The organism is Erythrobacter sp. EC-HK427 (assembly GCF_902498745.1).
GTDB lineage: Bacteria > Pseudomonadota > Alphaproteobacteria > Sphingomonadales > Sphingomonadaceae > Alteraurantiacibacter.
The window spans coordinates 1,629,037-1,646,159 of the sequence record NZ_LR701479.1 but is presented as its reverse complement, the minus strand read 5'-3'; the positions used below and the strand labels follow the sequence as shown (position 1 = coordinate 1,646,159).

17 protein-coding genes and 1 tRNA gene are annotated in these 17,123 nt (G+C 61.6%); 9 read left to right on the top strand and 9 right to left on the bottom strand.

The genetic code is table 11. The features are described from left to right. Window positions 1–98 precede the first annotated feature (98 nt). Window positions 99–189, bottom strand: a tRNA-Ser gene (locus GC121_RS08120). Window positions 190–309: 120 nt separating this feature from the next. Here GC121_RS08120 and GC121_RS08115 point away from each other — a divergent pair. Beyond that, the gene (locus GC121_RS08115) at window positions 310–714 is read left to right on the top strand and encodes a metallopeptidase family protein (RefSeq protein ID WP_151973761.1); all 405 of its coding nucleotides are present in this window, start codon (window positions 310–312) and stop codon (window positions 712–714) included. A 168-nt stretch (window positions 715–882) separates the two neighbouring features. After that, window positions 883–1,821, top strand: coding sequence for a peptidylprolyl isomerase (locus GC121_RS08110; protein ID WP_151973760.1), 939 nt, complete (start codon window positions 883–885; stop codon window positions 1,819–1,821). 169 nt (window positions 1,822–1,990) lie between these two features. Here GC121_RS08110 and GC121_RS08105 read toward each other — a convergent pair whose 3' ends face one another. Next, entirely contained in the window at window positions 1,991–4,072 is a 2,082-nt protein-coding gene (locus tag GC121_RS08105; protein WP_151973758.1) for a bifunctional (p)ppGpp synthetase/guanosine-3',5'-bis(diphosphate) 3'-pyrophosphohydrolase, read from the bottom strand. A 102-nt stretch (window positions 4,073–4,174) separates the two neighbouring features. Here GC121_RS08105 and GC121_RS08100 point away from each other — a divergent pair, with 102 nt between their 5' ends. Together GC121_RS08100 and GC121_RS08095 are read left to right on the top strand one after the other, a co-directional pair. After that, window positions 4,175–4,402, top strand: coding sequence for an AbrB/MazE/SpoVT family DNA-binding domain-containing protein (locus GC121_RS08100; RefSeq protein ID WP_151973756.1), 228 nt, complete (start codon window positions 4,175–4,177; stop codon window positions 4,400–4,402). A 9-nt stretch (window positions 4,403–4,411) separates the two neighbouring features. After that, window positions 4,412–4,816, top strand: coding sequence for a type II toxin-antitoxin system death-on-curing family toxin (locus GC121_RS08095; RefSeq protein ID WP_151973754.1), 405 nt, complete (start codon window positions 4,412–4,414; stop codon window positions 4,814–4,816). Here the strand turns inward: GC121_RS08095 and GC121_RS08090 are convergent. From GC121_RS08090 to GC121_RS08075, 4 genes are read right to left on the bottom strand one after another with little or no spacing between them, the layout of a single operon-like run. After that, window positions 4,813–5,469 carry a TrkA family potassium uptake protein gene (locus GC121_RS08090; RefSeq protein WP_151973752.1) on the bottom strand — a complete coding sequence of 219 codons (657 nt, stop codon included), beginning with the start codon at window positions 5,467–5,469 and terminating at the stop codon, window positions 4,813–4,815. The genes GC121_RS08095 and GC121_RS08090 overlap by 4 nt on opposite strands. Continuing rightward, window positions 5,459–6,790, bottom strand: coding sequence for a TrkH family potassium uptake protein (locus GC121_RS08085; protein WP_151973750.1), 1,332 nt, complete (start codon window positions 6,788–6,790; stop codon window positions 5,459–5,461). The genes GC121_RS08090 and GC121_RS08085 overlap by 11 nt, the downstream gene beginning before the upstream one ends. A gap of 40 nt (window positions 6,791–6,830) precedes the next feature. Then, entirely contained in the window at window positions 6,831–7,643 is an 813-nt protein-coding gene (locus GC121_RS08080; protein WP_151973749.1) for a ThuA domain-containing protein, read from the bottom strand. Further along, on the bottom strand, window positions 7,640–9,592 hold the full coding sequence (locus GC121_RS08075) for a M1 family metallopeptidase (RefSeq protein ID WP_151973747.1): 1,953 nt from the start codon (window positions 9,590–9,592) through the stop codon (window positions 7,640–7,642). The genes GC121_RS08080 and GC121_RS08075 overlap by 4 nt, the downstream gene beginning before the upstream one ends. A gap of 216 nt (window positions 9,593–9,808) precedes the next feature. Between GC121_RS08075 and GC121_RS08070 the strand changes: the two genes are divergently transcribed. From GC121_RS08070 to GC121_RS08060, 3 genes are all read left to right on the top strand, one after another. Continuing rightward, entirely contained in the window at window positions 9,809–10,720 is a 912-nt protein-coding gene (locus GC121_RS08070; RefSeq protein ID WP_151973745.1) for a hypothetical protein, read from the top strand. A 73-nt stretch (window positions 10,721–10,793) separates the two neighbouring features. After that, window positions 10,794–11,690 (top strand): hypothetical protein, encoded by an 897-nt coding sequence (locus GC121_RS08065; RefSeq protein ID WP_151973744.1) that lies wholly within the window; start codon window positions 10,794–10,796, stop codon window positions 11,688–11,690. A 52-nt stretch (window positions 11,691–11,742) separates the two neighbouring features. Next, the gene (locus GC121_RS08060) at window positions 11,743–12,633 is read left to right on the top strand and encodes a family 16 glycosylhydrolase (protein WP_151973742.1); all 891 of its coding nucleotides are present in this window, start codon (window positions 11,743–11,745) and stop codon (window positions 12,631–12,633) included. 6 nt (window positions 12,634–12,639) lie between these two features. Here GC121_RS08060 and GC121_RS08055 read toward each other — a convergent pair whose 3' ends face one another. Then, a complete protein-coding gene (locus tag GC121_RS08055) occupies window positions 12,640–13,314 on the bottom strand; it encodes a hypothetical protein (protein ID WP_151973740.1) in 675 nt (224 codons plus the stop codon). Window positions 13,315–13,432: 118 nt separating this feature from the next. Continuing rightward, window positions 13,433–14,302: an oxygen-dependent coproporphyrinogen oxidase gene (gene hemF, locus GC121_RS08050; RefSeq protein ID WP_151973738.1), complete on the bottom strand. Its 870-nt coding sequence runs from the start codon at window positions 14,300–14,302 to the stop codon at window positions 13,433–13,435. A 129-nt stretch (window positions 14,303–14,431) separates the two neighbouring features. Between hemF and pdeM the strand changes: the two genes are divergently transcribed. Next, a complete protein-coding gene (gene pdeM, locus GC121_RS08045) occupies window positions 14,432–15,148 on the top strand; it encodes a ligase-associated DNA damage response endonuclease PdeM (protein ID WP_151973736.1) in 717 nt (238 codons plus the stop codon). A gap of 91 nt (window positions 15,149–15,239) precedes the next feature. Next, complete coding sequence (gene infC, locus GC121_RS08040; protein WP_151973734.1) at window positions 15,240–15,758, top strand: translation initiation factor IF-3; 519 nt, start codon at window positions 15,240–15,242, stop codon at window positions 15,756–15,758. A 146-nt stretch (window positions 15,759–15,904) separates the two neighbouring features. Here infC and GC121_RS08035 read toward each other — a convergent pair whose 3' ends face one another. After that, entirely contained in the window at window positions 15,905–17,104 is a 1,200-nt protein-coding gene (locus GC121_RS08035) for a pyrophosphate--fructose-6-phosphate 1-phosphotransferase (RefSeq protein ID WP_151973732.1), read from the bottom strand. Window positions 17,105–17,123: the final 19 nt, after the last annotated feature.

Genomic DNA, 17,123 nt, shown 5'->3' with positions numbered 1-17,123 from the left:
TCTCAGGCTCTCTGCGGTACCGGGATGGGCGCAGAATGGCGCAGTTCTGCGGGGTTCTGGCGAACCCATTTATTATTCTATAACAGTGGCTTAAGTAGTGGCGGAGCGGGAGGGATTCGAACCCTCGATACGGGGTTACCGTATACACACTTTCCAGGCGTGCGCCTTCGACCACTCGGCCACCGCTCCGCATTCTTGTTGGCGCTACCGCTTCGCTACTTGAGCGCGGCGGGGTCAGACAAGAGCGCGGGCATCTAGCGGGGGTTGGGGCGGATGACAAGCGCCCTTCGGTCTCCTAGTAAGTCAGCCATGACCCGCACCATTGCCCTCGCCCCCTCGATTGCCGAAATGCAGGCCACGGCAGAGGCTGCGCTGCGCCAATTGCCGTCCGCGTTTGCAGCGCGGTTGGGCGACATCGTGCTGGTGGTGGAGGACTGGCCGGACGAGGAAACATTGGCCGAGCTGGGGATCGACAACCACTACGAGCTCACCGGCGTGTATGAAGGCCTGCCGCTTACCGAACGCAGCATCGAGCATTCGGGCACCCTGCCCGACCGCGTGCGCCTGTTCCGCCGCCCGATCCTCGACGAATGGGCCGAGCGCGGGGACGAGACGCTGGAGCATCTCGTCGCCCATGTGGTGGTGCACGAAATCGGGCATCACTTCGGGCTTTCGGACGAGGATATGCATGCGCTGGAGGAGATGGTGGGGTGATGCCCCCTCAAATCCGACCGTGCTGAGCTTGTCGGATGCGAAGCTGGCCAGGGGCCTACGACTGTTTTTCTTCTCTTGGCCAACGAGTTTGAAGCGAAAGTACAGCCCTTCGACAAGCTCAGGGCAATCGGGGTTTGGTTTTCCAAGAATTCGTGCAAATCTGCGCAGATGAAAAAGCTACTTACCTTGTCCGCCCTTCTCCTCGCCACACCCGCCGCCGCGCAGGAGGCAGGCGAGCCTGCCACGCCCGGATCGGTGATCGCAGGGGCGACGGCGGAAGAATGGCTCCCCATCGCGCCTGATGATCTGCTGGTGATGGAACTTGCGCCAGACAGCACGGGTCGGCCGCGCACAATTATCATCCAGCTGATCCGGCCGCCCTTCAGCCAGCCCTGGGTGGAGAACATCCGCACCCTCGCCCGAGCGCATTGGTGGGACGGGACGAGCGTCAACCGGGTGCAGGACAATTACGTCACGCAATGGGGCGATGTGACCGAGCAGAAGCCGCTGCCCGAGGGGGTGGTGGCTCCGATGGCTACCTATGTCGCTGAACCGATACCAGCTAGCCTCAACGAGTTGGCACTTGACTTAGGGAATGCCGAGTATCCGGAGCTCCTTGCTAATCTTGACTCTTACTCCGAGGGAACGATGCACTGGTCAGGTTGGCCCGTCGCTTCCGACTTTCAATCCGCCTGGCCCATCCACTGCTACGGCTATGTCGGCGTCGGGCGCGGCTATGCGCCCGATACCGGTACCGGAGCCGAACTCTACACCATTATCGGCCAGCCGCAGCGGCATATGGATCGCAACCTTGCGGTGGTCGGGAGAGTGATCGAGGGGATGGAGCATCTCTCCAGCCTGCCGCGCGGCTCGGGCGATCTGGGGTTCTACACCGAGGAGGAAGCGGACTTGCGCGTGCCGATCCTCTCGGTGCGGCTGGGGAGCGAAGTGCCCGATGCTCCGGCTTTTGAGTATCTCGACACGTCGAGCGAAAGCTTCGCCCGCCTTGTCCAGGTGCGCGCCAATCGTGACGATGCCTTCTACACCGTGCCCGCAGGCGGCGTGGATATTTGCAGCGTCGGCGTCCCCGTGCGCCGGGCGGAGTGAGAAAAACACCCCTCCCGTTAGGGAGGGGCAGCGAGACTTGGCGAGCGAAGCGAGGCTAGTCGCAGCGGGGTGGGTTTGCCGCGTTCGATAAACGGGCGGCAGTACCCCCATCCCCCGACCCCTTCCCCTAGGGGAAGGGGAGTTTGTTCTCCACACTACCTCACCAGACCTAAATCCTGTCCGTCTGCGCCACCGCGTCAGTCGCGCGCAGACTGCTCATAATGCGGGTCAAATGCGCCAAATCCTGCACTTCCAGATCGACCTCGTAGGTATGGAACGGATCGTCGCGCTGGGTCAGTTCGAGGTTCATCACATTGGCGTTGTTCTTGGCGAAGACCCCCGCCATTTCCGCCAGCGTACCGGGGCGGTTATAGAGCACCACACTGAGCCGTCCGACCGCGCCGTGCGAGCGTTCGCCCCATGACAGATCGACCCAGTCGGCATCCACGCCATTGGCCAGATCGAGGCAGTCAATCGCATGGACTTCCACGCCTACGCCCTTGCGCCTTAGCCCCACGATCCGGTCGCCGGGCACCGGATGGCAGCATTCGGCCAGCGTGAAGCCGACACCTGCCGTCAGCCCCTTGATCGAAATGGCGCGTTCCTGCGACGGCTCCTCGGGCAGATCGGCGGTGCTGCCGGGCACCAGCGCTTCCATCACTTCGCGGTCGGAGAGTTTGGCAGACCCGATGGCGTACATCAGGTCTTCCTCTTCCTCCAGCTCCAGCCGCTCGACCGCCTGCCTGATGGCCTTCTTGCCGACTTTGGTGGGCAGGTGGACAGCGATTTCGTCGAACAGTTTGCGGCCGATTTCGGCCACTTCTTCGCGCTCTTTCAGCCGCACCGCGCGGCGGATGCTGGCGCGCGCCTTGCCGGTGACGACAAAGCCCAGCCACGACAATTGCGGCTCGGCATTCTTGCTTTTGATGATTTCCACGACGTCGCCATTTTGCATCTGCGTGCGCAGCGGCATATGGCGGCCATTTATCTTCGCCCCCACCGTCTGCGCGCCCAGATCGGTGTGGACGGCGAAGGCGAAATCCACCGGCGTTGCCCCCTTGGGCAGCTGGAACAGCGCGCCCTTGGGGGTGAACGCGAAAATCCTGTCCTGGTAAATCGCCAGCTTGGTGTGTTCGAGCAGTTCCTCCGCATCGTGGCTGGCATCGACGATTTCAATCAGGTCGCGCAGCCAGCCCACCGCGCCATCGGGCCGGTCGCCCTGCTTGTAGGCCCAGTGCGCCGCGAGGCCGAATTCGTTGGTCTGGTTCATCTCGCGGGTGCGGATCTGCACCTCGACCCGCATCGACTGGTCGTAAAACAAGGTCGTGTGCAGGCTTCGATAGCCATTGTTTTTGGGGGTGGAGATATAGTCCTTGAAGCGGCCGGGCACGAATTGGAACGTGGTGTGCAGAATGCCCAGCGCGCGGTAGCAATCCTCCACCTTGGGAGCCACCACGCGGAAAGCCATAATATCGGTCACCTGTTCGAACGGCAGGTGGCGCTCGGCCATCTTCTTCCAGATCGAATAGGGATGCTTCTCGCGCCCCCAGACTTCGACTTCCAAGCCCGCCTCGCTCAAAGCCTGCTTGATGTCGAGCGCGATCCGGTCAACCTGCCCGGTGTCCGATGTGCGCAGCTGTTCGAGCCGCTTGGTGATAGTATGATACGCTTCGGGCTCCAGCTGCTCGAAAGCGAGCAGCTGCATCTCGCGCATATATTCATACATCCCCACCCGCTCGGCCAGCGGGGCGTAGATATCCATCGTTTCGCGGGCGATGCGCTGGCGCTTTTCCAGCTTCTTGATGTGGTGCAGCGTGCGCATATTGTGCAGCCGGTCTGCCAGCTTGACCAGCAGCACGCGCAGATCTTCGGACATGGCGAGGAGGAATTTGCGCAGGTTTTCAGCCGCCCGCTCGTTCTCCGGCATCTGCTCGATTTTGGAAAGCTTGGTAACGCCGTCCACCAGCCGCGCGACTTCCGGCCCGAAATTCTTCTCCACATCTTCGATCGTGGCGAGCGTATCCTCCACCGTATCATGGAGCAGCGCGGTGATGATGGTTTCCTGATCCAGCTTCAGATCGGTCATCAACCCTGCGACTTCGACCGGATGGCTGAAATAGGGATCCCCCGATGCGCGTAGCTGGCTGCCATGCTTCTGCACCGTATAGACATAGGCACGGTTGAGCATCGCCTCGTCAGCGTCGGGGTCATAGGCCTTGACCCGTTCAACAAGTTCGTATTGGCGCAACATCGTTTTGCGAATGTGCGGTTTCGCGTGCTTTTCGGCAAGCGGAAATGCGGGGTGCGGGGAATTCAGGTTGAATATCTGCGATTGGCGCGTTATAACTTCTGTATGAACGCAAAAGCCAAGGTCACCAAGGTCGGAAATTCGGCAGCAGTCATTCTGTCGAAGGAAATGCTTGCCCGCTTGCGGGTCGAGATTGGCGACACCATCCATTTCAGCGAAGCGCCGGATGGATGGCGGATCACGCCATATGATCCGGAATTCGAGCGGCAGATGAAGATCGCCGAAGATATCATGCGTGAAGACCGCGAAATCCTTCGCGAGCTTGCCAAGTAGCCATTCGCCATGACCGACGAACGGAGGGAGCCGATCTGGCTCGATGCACGGTTCGCGCTAGCCGTACATGACCGCCAATTGGCCGAGCATGGCGGCGCATCCGGAATACGCGATGCCAATGCGTTGGAATCTGCCTTGTCACGCCCGGTCAATCGATGGGCTTATGGCGAGGATGAACTAGCGGCACTCACAGCGGCCTACGCATTCGGCATCGCGCGCAACCACCCGTTTGCAGACGGCAACAAGCGAACCGCTTGGGTTGTCGCACGTACTTTCCTCAGATTGAACGGCGCAGCCCTTTCGTTCGAACAGGTAGATGCTGTGCTAACTGTCCAAGCCCTCGCCGCCGGGGAACTCAGCGAGGAAGAACTCGCCGACTGGTTTCGCCAGCGGATCGCCGCAACTTCCCCCTAAGTCGCCGCAAACGCCTCGATGGCTTCGACCCGGCCTGACACCACCAGCACATCGCCGGGCAGGATCAGCGTATCGGGATCGGCGTGGATAAAGTCCTCGCCCGCGCGCTTCACGCCGATCACCGTCACGTCATGCCGTTTGCGGCATTCGCTCGTCATCAGTGGCAGGCCGACAATCGGCGATGGCGCGACCAGTTTGGCAATCGCGTAATCATTGTCGAAGGCGATGAAATCGAGCAGGTTTTCGTTGAGCAACCGCGCCACCCGCTCGCCCATTTTCTGTTCTGGGAAGATGACGTGATGCGCGCCGGTCTTCTCCAGAATGCGGCCGTGCTTTTCATTGGTGGCCTTGGCCCAGATCGATGCAACACCAAGGTCTGACAGCGCCAGCACTGTCAGCACGCTGGCTTCGATGTTGGAGCCGATGCCGACGACAGCAGAGGTAAACTCGCTCGCGCCAAGACTTTCCAGGCAACCGGGATCGGTGCAATCGGCCTGCACTACGTGGGTCAGCCTGTCGGCGTGTTCCTGTACCAATTCCTCATTGGTATCCACGCCGAGCACTTCGTGGCCCATGCGTTCGAGCGCTTGCGCCACCGCGCCGCCAAATCTGCCCAGCCCGATGACCAGAACGGGTTTGCGTTTAGCCGACAATGGGAGTCTCCTCTGGATAACGATAGGGGCGCTGTTTCGCCCCGCCAAGCGCAAGGGCGGTGGCAACCGTAATGGTTCCCACGCGGCCCACAAACATCAACACGCACAACACGAATAGTGAGGATCGCGGCAGATCGGCGGTGATTCCGGTGGACAGGCCGACGGTCGAAAAGGCGGAGATGGTTTCAAACAGGACGTCGCGGATAGGCAGATTGGTGACGCTCAGGATATACATGGTGGCGACCATAATCAGCAGCGCGGCCAACATGGTGATGGCCAGCGCCTGCCGCTCCACCGGGTGCCCCATGCGCCGCCCGAAGATCGCCGCGTCGCGCTGCCGCCGGGCCTCTGCCCAGACTATTACAAGCAGCACCACAAAGGTGGTGATCTTGATGCCGCCTGCCGTACCCGCGCTGCCCCCGCCGATGAACATCAGCACGTAGTTCAGCATAATGCTCTCACCGCGCATTTCGGCCATGTCGAGCGAGTTGAAACCGGCGGTGCGCGGCATCACCGAATGGAACATCGCGTTGAGCATTTTCGCCCCCGGCTCCAGCGCACCCAGCGTCCCCGGATTGTGCCATTCCTTCGCCAGCAGCGAGAGAAAACCGATGGCGAGCAGCACCCCGGTCGCGGTGACAGTGATCTTGGAATGCACCGTCCATTTGCGGAAGGCAAAGCCCTTGGCGCGCACTTCCTGCATCACAGGAAAGCCGAGCGCGGTGATGATGACCGACAGCATGATCGGTACCAGCACCACAGCATCGGTCTGGAACCCCATCAGGCTGTCCGAGAAGGTCGAGAATCCCGCATTGTTGAACGCGCTCACCGAGTGGAACAGGCCGTGCCACACTGCCTCGCCCAACGGGAAATCATAGGTCGTGGCAAAACGCCAGACGAGAACCGCCGCCACCAGCAGTTCCACGCTGATCGTGATGCCGAGGATAAGTCGAAGCACCGAACCTGTGTCGCCAAATTGCAAGCGGCCCCGCTCCACCTGCGTTGCCAGCCGGTCGCGGAGGCCAAAGCCCCGCCCCGCCATAATGCCGAGCAAGGTCGCCGCTGCCATGATCCCGAAGCCGCCGATCTGGAACATGAGCAGGATCACCACCTGCCCGAAGCCAGACCAGTACGTGCCGGTATCGACCACCACCAGACCGGTCACCGCAACCGCGCTGGTGGCGGTGAAAAAGGCCGTCATCAGCGGCGGCTGTTCGCCGCTGGCGGTGGCGAGCGGGTTCCACAAAAGCAGCGTGCCGATCATGATCGCCGCCGCAAACAGCAGCGGGATCAGCCGGACGGGATCGCGGGTGACATGCATTGCGCGCCGCTATACGCGCAAGCCCTTGCGGCAGCCAGAGTCAATCGTCAGCCGGACAATCACCCTCGCCCATTGACCACGCAATGCCGCCAGTAATCAGGCTGCGCATCCCTTCTTCGGAATAGCTGGATGCCGTGTGACCCATCGCATTGTAGAAGCTGCGCCCTTCACCGACACAACGCATCCAGACGATGGGGTGATCTTCCGCCGTGGAAATAGCCGAGCCGTCCACCCAGCTACCGCGGACATAACTGCTGTTGTCCAGCGTTGCGAGGACGTGGAACTTGCCGCGTGCACTTGCATCGAAGCTGTACCATTCGTCGGTGCGGTACCATGTTTCGGGCAGGCCCTGCGTTGCGGGATGGTCGGTATCCTCGATCCGCAGTGTGCCGGTGCGCTCTCCGGGATTAAGCGGGTGGCCGATAAAGCGCGGCCCGATCAGCTCGCTCTGGTACCAGTCCCAGTCGAGGCTGGCGTCGCCCGCCGAATGCAGGCCGACGAAACCCCCGCCATTCTCCACGAAGGCGCGGAAGCTCGCCTGCTGCTCTCCGGTCAGCGAATTGCCCGAGGACAGCGCGAATACGACGGTGTCGAAGGCGGCGATCCGGTCAGCCTCGAGCCAGCGGGCATCCTCGGTGAAGGTGACGCTCCAGCCTTGCTCGTGGGCGATATCCGCGATGGCAGACCATGCCGCATCGATACTGTCATGGCGCCAGCCGACAGTGCGGCTGTAGACGAGGATCGAACCCTGTTCGCCGTCAATCGCCGGGCTGGGCGTGTTGATTTGCGCGGCAACCGGGCTCGCCATCGCGCCCAGCGCAAAGGCGGCGATAGCCGCGAGCGCGCGGTTCATTCGCCTTGCGCCTGATACCCCACAATCTCGTCCACATTGCCGCGCGTGTAGCTGTGATAACCACCGCGTGTCGTTGCGTAGAGCGCGCTCGCCTTGGGCTGGCCCCAGGCGCCCGTGCCCCACATCGCGCGGAACAGCGGGGCGACGAACTTGTTGCGGCCGACGCGGGCGAGGAATTCCTCAGCCTGCGGGACGGCTGGATCGTAGGAATTGCGCATCGCTGCCTCCAGCCACAGGAACAGCACTTCGTTATTGCCGCTTTCCGACAGGCCTAGCGTATCGTTGAGCGCAGCAAGCTGCTCGTCGCCCAGTTCGTCGGGCAGGGTTTCGAGGAAACGGCGCTGCGAGGCGGCCGTCCATTCGCCCCATGAGTCGGTATCCGGCAAAGTGCCGTCCGCTGCATAGGCTGCCGCCGCCGCATCAGCATCGGCGAAGGCTTCCGGATCGGGCGCCAGCGCGTTCGCCGGAATGCCCGTGCCATACACCCACTCGTCCAGCATCAGCGCTTCTTCCAGCTCGGCATTATCGCCGATGAGGTTGGCACGCATATCGGCGAGCAACATTTCGGACGTGACCGGCTGGAATGCATGGCTGTCGAACCACTGCGTCAGCCACGCATCGAATTCCTCGCGGCCGACGATATTCTCGACCGTGCGCAGGAACACTGTGCCCTTGTCGTAAATCGCGGGGCCGACCGTGTCGAACGGGCTGGTGCCGGCGGGCGTGCGCATCGCGGTGGTCGGCGCGTCCGTTCCCGCTTCCTCGACGGCTTCGACCAGCGAGGCATAGCTCAGCGTGTATTCCTGCTCGGCGCGCAGCTCGCCATACACCGCTTCGGTGATGCGGTTCTCGATATAGCTGGTGACGCCTTCGTTCAGCCACCCGTCGCGCCAGCTGGCATAGGTGGTGAGATTGCCCGACCAGCTATGCGCCAGCTCATGCGCAACCAGGCCATTGTTCGACCGGTCGCCCGCAATGAATGTGGGGGTGAGGAAGGTCATCACCGGATTTTCCATCCCGCCATAGGGGAAGGCGGGCGGCAGGATGATCATGTCATAGCGGCCCCAGCGATATTCGCCGAACAGGTCGATCCCGGCATCGATCAGCTCTTCGGTATCGCCCAGTTCCTGCTCTGCCGCAGCGATCATTTCGGGTTCTGCCCATACGCCCGAGCGCGGGCCAAGTTCGGCAAATTCGATATTCCCCGCCGCAATCGCGACCAGATAGGGCGGTACCGAATTGTCCATCACGAATTCAAAAACGCGCAGGCCTTCCGCGCCGTCCACCGTTTCGGGATCGCCGCGGCTGATGCCCGACATCACCACGGTGAGCGGTTCGGGCGCGGTGATGCGCGCTTCCCATGTCTGGCGGATGCCCGGGCTGTCCTGCGTCGGGATCCACGTACGGTTGAGGATCGCCTGGCCTTGGCTGAAGACGAAGGGATGCTCCCCGCCCTCGGTCTGTTCGGGATCGAGCCATTGCAGCGCGGCGGCTTCCGGCCCGCTGGCATAGGTGATGACGATCTGCTGCAATTCCGGCCCGGTCAGCTCGCCCAGTTGCACGGTGATCGGCTCACCCTTTTCGGCGTTCTCCGCATCGGCTTCACCGATGGTGAAGTCGAGCGCATTGCCGTTCCCGTCGGTCACCCCGCCGATGACGAGGCCGTTCGAATCGAGCACGATTTCGGTCGCGCCTTCTGCCGCCTGGATATCCAACGTGGCGGTGCCTTCGACCTTCATGGCTTCGAAATCGAGCGCCAAATCGAGCGCCACGTGCGTCACCCGCGCCTCGGTCGGGCGGGCATAGGTGAACTCGTCAAACGCCTGTTCGGTGGTCAGGATCGGGGCGACGACCCGCTCGCTTTCGCCCAGCCCTTCCACCGTGCAGCCGGTGATGACGAGCGCCGCAAAAGCGACAATAGCGGGACGGGAAAAGGCGGTGAAGGCCATGGGAACTCCGCGAAATAATATCAGTGTCGGGCGCGTGTCATAGGCGCGCAATCGTGCCCTGTCATCTCACGCTGTCATCTTACCCTGCCATCTGTCGATAGGATTAGGCACTTGAACGAGAGCATAATGCGGGAAACTTTGCTATCGTTCAGGCATTATCCAGCGAGCGCAGCGTGTTATGCGCGCGCTTTCCTTTTAAGAGCGAGACCCGATCCGATGCCTCTCAATCGCTTCCTCCGCCGCAGCGCCGCCTTGGCGTGCGCGCTCCCGCTGTTCGTGGCGGCCCCCGCTTTGGCGCAGGACGCCATCATCGTTGAGGGCGAGCGGATCGAAACTGCCGACATCCGCAACACCGCGCGCGATATCACCATCGGTTCCTACTCCGCGCAGGTGCCGATCGCCCGCTTCCAGCGCCCCGTATGCCCCGGCGTGTGGGGTCTAACCGAGGAAAACGCGCAGGCCGTGCTCGACCGGATCGTGTTCAACGCGCTGGAGGCTGACATTCCGGTGTCGGACGAGCCTGATTGCGGCGCGAATGTCTGGGTGATCGTGGTCGATGATGCGCCCGCCACCTTCGAACGGCTGCGCGATGAGGATTCCTTCCTCACCCGCCACCTCACCCGCTATCAGGAGCGCAAGGTGCGCGATCAGGAGGGCGCGGTGCGCGGCTGGAACCTTATCTCCACCCGCAATCCGGAAACCGGCGTCGTCCAGCCCGACGGGTTTGAACTGGCGAGCGCGTTTCAGGAAGCTATCACCAACGGCACCCCGCCGCCGGTCAACGAGGTGAACCGCATTTCGCGGCTCGATCTGGGAATCCGTACCGACATCGAATTGTCGGTCGTGCTGGTCGAACGCTCCGCGCTGGCGGGCGTGGATAGCGTCGCGCTGGCCGATTACGCGACCATGCGGCTGCTCGCCTATACCGAACCGCCATCGGAAGACGGTCCTGTATCGACCGTGCTGACGCTGTTCGCGCCGGGTGAAGCGGGCGAATTCGCGCCCGAGCGGATGACCGCGTTCGACCGCGCCTATCTCCGTGCCATCTACCGCAGCAGCCCGACGCGGCCTGCGCGCATGGCGCTGGGCAATATTGCCGGTGCGATGGAGAACATCGAAACGCCGTAGGATTGGGAACCTGACCAGAAAGTGAAACTCAAGGATGCCGGATTTTCACCAATACTTTAGAATCGCTTGCGGGATGGCAACCGCGCTCCCGTTCCTGGCAGCCACACCGTCCATTGCGCAGAATACGATCACCGTCCAAGGCGAGAGCATAGAGACCGCCGACGTGCGCAGCACCGCGCGAGAAATTACGGTAGGCTCCTTTTCGGCGCAGTTCCCCCTTGCGCGTTTCCAGCGCCCCGTCTGCCCCGGCGTCTGGGGCATGACCGAAGAGAATGCGCAGGCCGTGCTCGACCGGATTGTGTTCAACGCGCTGGAGGCGGACATTCCGGTGTCGGACGAGCCTGATTGCGGCGCCAATGTCTGGGTGATCGTCGTCGAAGATGCCAATGCCACGTTCGAGCAGCTTCTCGAGGAGGATTCTTTCCTCACCCGCCATCTCACGCGATTCCAGCTGCGTCAGGTGCGCGGCGAGGAAGGCGCGGCTCGCGGCTGGAACCTGATTTCGACACGCAATCCGGCAACCGGAGTCACACTGCCCGACGGGTTCTACATGGCGTCGGAATTCCAGGAGGCCCTGACACGCGGCCCGATTACTCGGGGCAGCGCTATCAATCCACCCGTGAACGAGCGCGAAAGCGCGTCGCGCCTCGAACTTGCCATCCGCACCGACATCGAGCTGTCGGTCGTTCTGGTCGAGCGCGCTGCACTGGCCGAAATCGACAGCCATGCGCTCGCCGATTATGCGACGATGCGGCTGCTTGCCCACACGCAGCCGCCCGAAGGCGAAGGGTCCGTCGCGACCGTCTTGAGGCTGTTCGCACCGGGAGCGGAGGGCGGCTCTGCCCAGCAGCGCATGACCGAGTTCGACCGCGCCTATCTACGGGCGCTCTACCGCAGCAGCCCGGTCCGGCCCGGGTATATGGCGCTGGGCAATATTGCCGGTGCGATGGAGACAATCGAAACGCCGTAGGGCCTTAAGAAAGGCGCGTGACAAGCGCGGGCGCGCGCGTTACATCTTTGATATGAGAACGTTCACATCCTCGCTCGCCCTGCTTCCCGCGCTCACCCTCACCGCCTGTCAGGCGACCGCTCCGGCGGGCGGTGATGGCGCGTCACCCACCTTGCGCGCGGATCGCGAGCTGATCTTTGCTGACGAATTCAACACCGGCGAGCTCGACCGCAGCAAGTGGACGCCGGTCGGCATGGAATTCTGGGTCAACCAGGAAGAGCAGGCCTATGTCGATTCGCCCGAAACGATCCAGTTCGCCGACAATGTAGAAGGCGCGGATGGCGGCGTTCTGGTGCTGCGCCCGGTGTTCCAGCCGGGGCAAGATACCAATGCCGAACGCAATGCCGATTTCCTCTCCGGCCGGATCGAGAGCATCGGCAATTTCGAATTCACCTATGGCCGCGCCGAAGCGCGCATCCGGATGCCCGATGCGACCGGCGTGTGGCCCGCCTTCTGGCTGCTGGGCGATGCGCCCTGGCCGAGCGAGGGCGAGATCGACATTATGGAATATATCGGCGAGGCCGACTGGACAGGCGTCGCCGTGCACGGCCCCGGCTATTCGGGCGATATGGGCATTGCCGACCGGCAGTATTTCCCTGAAGGCACGGACGTCACCGACTGGCACGTCTACGCCGCCGAATGGACGCCGGAGGAAATCCGCTTCTACGTGGACGACGTGCTGACCTTCCGCGTGCCCAAGGCCAACACCGAATTCTTCGGCGAATGGGTGTTCGATCATCCCCAATATGTGATCCTGAACTTCGCCGTGGGCGGCATCTACCCGCGCAAGATCAACGGCATTACAGAGCCCTATGTGGGAATGCCGCAAGCGACAGCCGACCGGATCGCGGCGGGCGAGATCAGCATGGAAGTGGACTGGGTGCGGGTTTATTCTGGGGAGTAGTCTACATTACGGGAGTCCGTATTCTGGCCTCAACTCATTCCACATCTGGAGTATCTCCTCGTACCTGCTCCGAAAAAGAAACTCCTCATTGCCCTTTAAGCTCAGGTTGGCTCCTCGAAATCCTGTACCTCGAAGAACATCCAACACGTCCATCTCGACTATCGAAAGATCGGGGAAGGCTTCTGTCATCATCCAGAGGCCGACACGCGCCCACTGCTCACTCAAGGGCGGGGCTTTAGCGAAGTATGGGTAAATTAACCGAAATTTATCTTTTCCAATCTCGAGGCCAATAAGATTGTCGACCTTGACGACTAAAGCCATGTCCGAAAACTCAACATGCTTGTGAAACTTTGCGTCTGACCAACCGACTGTTTCGTTAGTCGCTCGCTTTAGGCCGTCAAACCACTTCAAGAAACCGGCACATAGTTTTGGATACAGGTTCTTCCTCTGACCCGAAGCCTCCACCCTTATGGTAGTCAACTCGGTCAACTGGGCTTTGCCTTTTACATGGTCTTTCGCATCTGCCCAGAATGGAGTGTAAAAGTCCATCCCGCCTTCATCTGAACCATCGAGTCTATCTCGCTCGCGGCGCAACTCGGTTCTTAGCTCAGAAATCAGTTTGTTCTCTGGAAGTGCAAAAAACTTCAAAATCTTACTCAAGTGGATCGTCTTCTTAGACATACGAATCTCCTCGCAAGATGCGGTTCAGACCCTCCCCTTGATTCTTTTGTTTCGCATTCCTTAGCACTCTCGCAAGAAGAGTGCTAGATTCATTTTTTGTTCTATCTCCAAAATGGACCTAACTCCAAACCGCCTCAGGCGGCAGGCTCATCAAAATCGCGTCGATATTGCCGCCGGTCTTCAGGCCGAACAGCGTCCCCCGGTCATACACCAGATTGAACTCCGCATAGCGACCGCGCCATTCGAGTTGTTGCAGCTTTTCCGCGTCGTTCCATTCCATATCCATCCGCCCGCGGACCAGCTTGGGGTAGATATCGAGGAAGGCCTCGCCCACATCGCGGGTGAAGGCAAAGTTGCGGTCGAAGCTCGGATCGTCGTCGCATTCCAGATGGTCGTAGAAAATCCCGCCCACGCCGCGCGCCACATTGCGGTGGGGAATGAAGAAATACTCGTCCGCCCATTGCTTGAAACGGTCGTAATAGGTCGGGTTGTGCGCCGCGCAGGCCGCGCGCAGGCGGGCGTGGAAGGCCTCGGTGTCCTCGGCGTAAGGCAGCGCGGGGTTCAAATCCGCCCCGCCGCCAAACCACGCCTTCTGCGTCGTCAGGAATCGGGTGTTCATATGCACATTGGGCGCATGCGGATTGCGCATATGCGCGACCAGCGAAATGCCGGTGGCGGTGAAATGCGGATGCTCCTCGCTCGCGCCGTTCACTTGCGCGGCGAATTGCGGAGAGAAGGTGCCGGAAACGGTGGAGACGTTGACGCCGACCTTCTCGAACACCTTGCCCTTCATCAGCCCCTGCGTGCCGCCGCCGCCATGCGAGCCGTCCTCGGTCTCGCGGTCCCACGCAGTGTATGCGAAGCTGGCGTCAGAGCCTGCATCGCGCTCGATTGATTCGAAGGCTGCGCAGATTTGATCGCGCAGGCTTTCAAACCATGTGCGGGCCTGCTGGGTTTCGTTCGTCCAATCCATAAGAAAACCGATCATCCTGAGCTTGTCGAAGGATTGCCCTTCTCTTTGGAAACACCACTAGAAGAAAAAGCAGTCCTTCGACAAGCTCAGGACAAACGGAAAAGGAGGCTTGTGCAACTCCCTCAAGATTGTCAGTAAGAAGTCATGGTTCCCCTTTCGTTCACCTTCCCCTTTTGCGGCGACGAATTCGTGCTGGTGCCGCAGCACGGCGGCGCAAAGGCGCTGTTCTGGCCGGGGGAGAATGCGCTGCTGGTGGCCGATCTGCATCTGGAAAAGGCGAGCTTCTACGCCCGCCACGGGCAGATGCTGCCCCCCTATGACAGCCGCGAGACGCTGGAACGGGTGGCCGATGCGATTCGGCTGACGGGCGCGCGGCGGGTGTATACGCTGGGGGACAATTTTCACGATTCGGATGGCTCGCAGCGGTTGGAGGAACACGCCGCCGGAATGCTCGCCGCCCTTACCCGCGCGGTCGACTGGGTGTGGATTACCGGCAACCATGATAGCGAGATGGAGGCGAAATCGGGCGGCACGGTGGTCGAGGAGCTGGAGGTGGGCGGCACCGTGCTGCGCCACATCGCCAAGCCGGGCGAGACGCGACCCGAACTCTCCGGCCATTTCCACCCCAAGCTACAGGTCGAAATCCGCAATCGCCGGATTCGCCGCGCGTGCGCGGTCGTCTCGTCGAGCGAGAATGGTGCAGGCCGCATGATCCTCCCCGCCTTCGGCGCGCTGACCGGCGGGATGGATGCCGCAGACCCCGCGATCCTCGCCGCGCTGCAACCCGCAAACAGCGTTGATGCGCTGGTTCCGGCAGGCAAGAAGCTGGCAAGATTTCCCTTGTATAGAAACGCCGCTTGAAGCTCTGGCGTTTATCGCCGTTTCGCCTTACATAGCGCGCACAATCCGCAATTTCAGGAGCAGCAACATACCACGTCCACCCCGCCGCACTATGGCACCGCCGATCAAATCCGGCCCGAAATACGATCACTTCATCCAAGCAGAGAAAGTCCGCGTCATTGATGGCGAGGGCGAGAACCTTGGCGTGATGTACACCAACGAAGCGATCGAGCAGGCCAACGAAGCTGGCCTCAATCTTGTCGAGGTTTCGCCCAATGCGAACCCGCCGGTGTGCAAATTCCTCGATGTCGGCAAGTACCGCTACGAAGCGCAGAAAAAGGCCAACGCCGCGCGCAAGTCGCAGAAGACGCAGGACATCAAGGAAATCAAGATGCGTCCCAACATCGATGATCACGATTACGATGTGAAGATGCGCGCGATGAACAAGTTTATCGACAATGGCGACAAGGTGAAGGTCACCCTGCGCTTCCGTGGCCGCGAAATGGCGCACCAGCACTTGGGCATGGACCTGCTGAAGCGGGTACAGGACGATATGGCCGAAACCGCCAAGATCGAAGCCTTCCCAAGGCTGGAAGGGCGGCAGATGCTGATGGTGCTGTCGCCGAAATAGGCCTAGCACACAAAAGCCCTTCCCTAGGGGGAAGGGTTGGGATGGGGGCTCCACGTTCCTGAAGCGGCGCAACAGCTCGGATGTCGTACCCCCACCCCCGACCCCTCCCCTTAGGGAGGGGAGAAGAGGTGCGAGCAGCTTTGCGCCTAACCCTGCCCCAGCTCGCGTAGCAGCTCCACAAACCAGTCCTGCGACGGATCGAAGTGCTTCCCGCCCTTGATCCGGGCAAATTCGATGGCGCGCAGGGTATCGCCGCGTTCCTCGTCTTGCCCCACCACGCCGGACTCGCCGCGCAGGGCCGCGTCCACCGCGTAATCGGTGCAGGCACGGATCAGCGCGAGGTCCGCGGCGTTGGCCGGGGCCGAGCGGGAGAAATAGCCCGATTTCTGCACCAGCACCTTTTCCGCGCCCACCGCTTCAGCCAGCTTGGTGGCGAACCATTGGCCGGGGTTCACCTTGTCCAATTTCACATGGCCGAAGGCATCGCGCGGCACCTCCTCGCCCGCCGCTTCCATCGCGGCGACGATCTCTGCCACCCCCGCGCCTTCGGAGATGAACAGGTTCACCCCGTCCTGCGCGTCCATCACCGCGCGCAATCGCGCCGCTTCGGCAGCGATGTCGAAAGCGCGTTCGGGGATGTAGACCCCGTGCACATCCCAGCGCGCTGCAGCGTTTTCGGGCCACTCGGCAAAGGGCGCAGCTTTAACCCAGTCGTGATGCGCAGCGGCGGTGGCGGCGGTGAGCCAGCCGCAGTGACGACCCATCACCTCATGCACGATGAGCATACGAGGGTTGGCCGAGTGTTCGGCAATGATGTTGCGGGCATAGACCACGCCCTGCTCCGCCGCCGTGAAGGCGCCCAATGACTGCTTGATCGGGATCACGTCATTATCGATGGTCTTGGGCAGACCGACCACGGTGAGCGCGTAGCCATTGACTTTCAGATAGGCCGCCAAGTCCGCAGCCGCCGTATTGGTATCGTCCCCGCCAATGGTGTGGAGCACATCCACTCCGTCGCGCGTCAACTGCTCTGCGGCGACCGCGAGCGGGTTCTGCCCTTCCTGAACCAGCCCGCGCTTCACGCAGTCATCGACATTGGTAAGCTTGACCCGGCTGTTGCCGATGGGTGAGCCGCCAAAAGCATGGAGTCTTCCAGCGGTTGCACGAACGCTGTCGGGCACTTCGACATAATCGCCGGTCAGCAGTCCGGCATAGCCGTTGCGGTACGCGATCAGCCGGATGTCGGGCGCGACCTCGGTATACCGCTCGATCAACCCGCCAACAGCGGAAGAAAGACAGGGCGCGAGCCCCCCGGCGGTGAGCATTGCTACGGTTTTGACAGCCATACGGTGCGTTCTGCCAAGG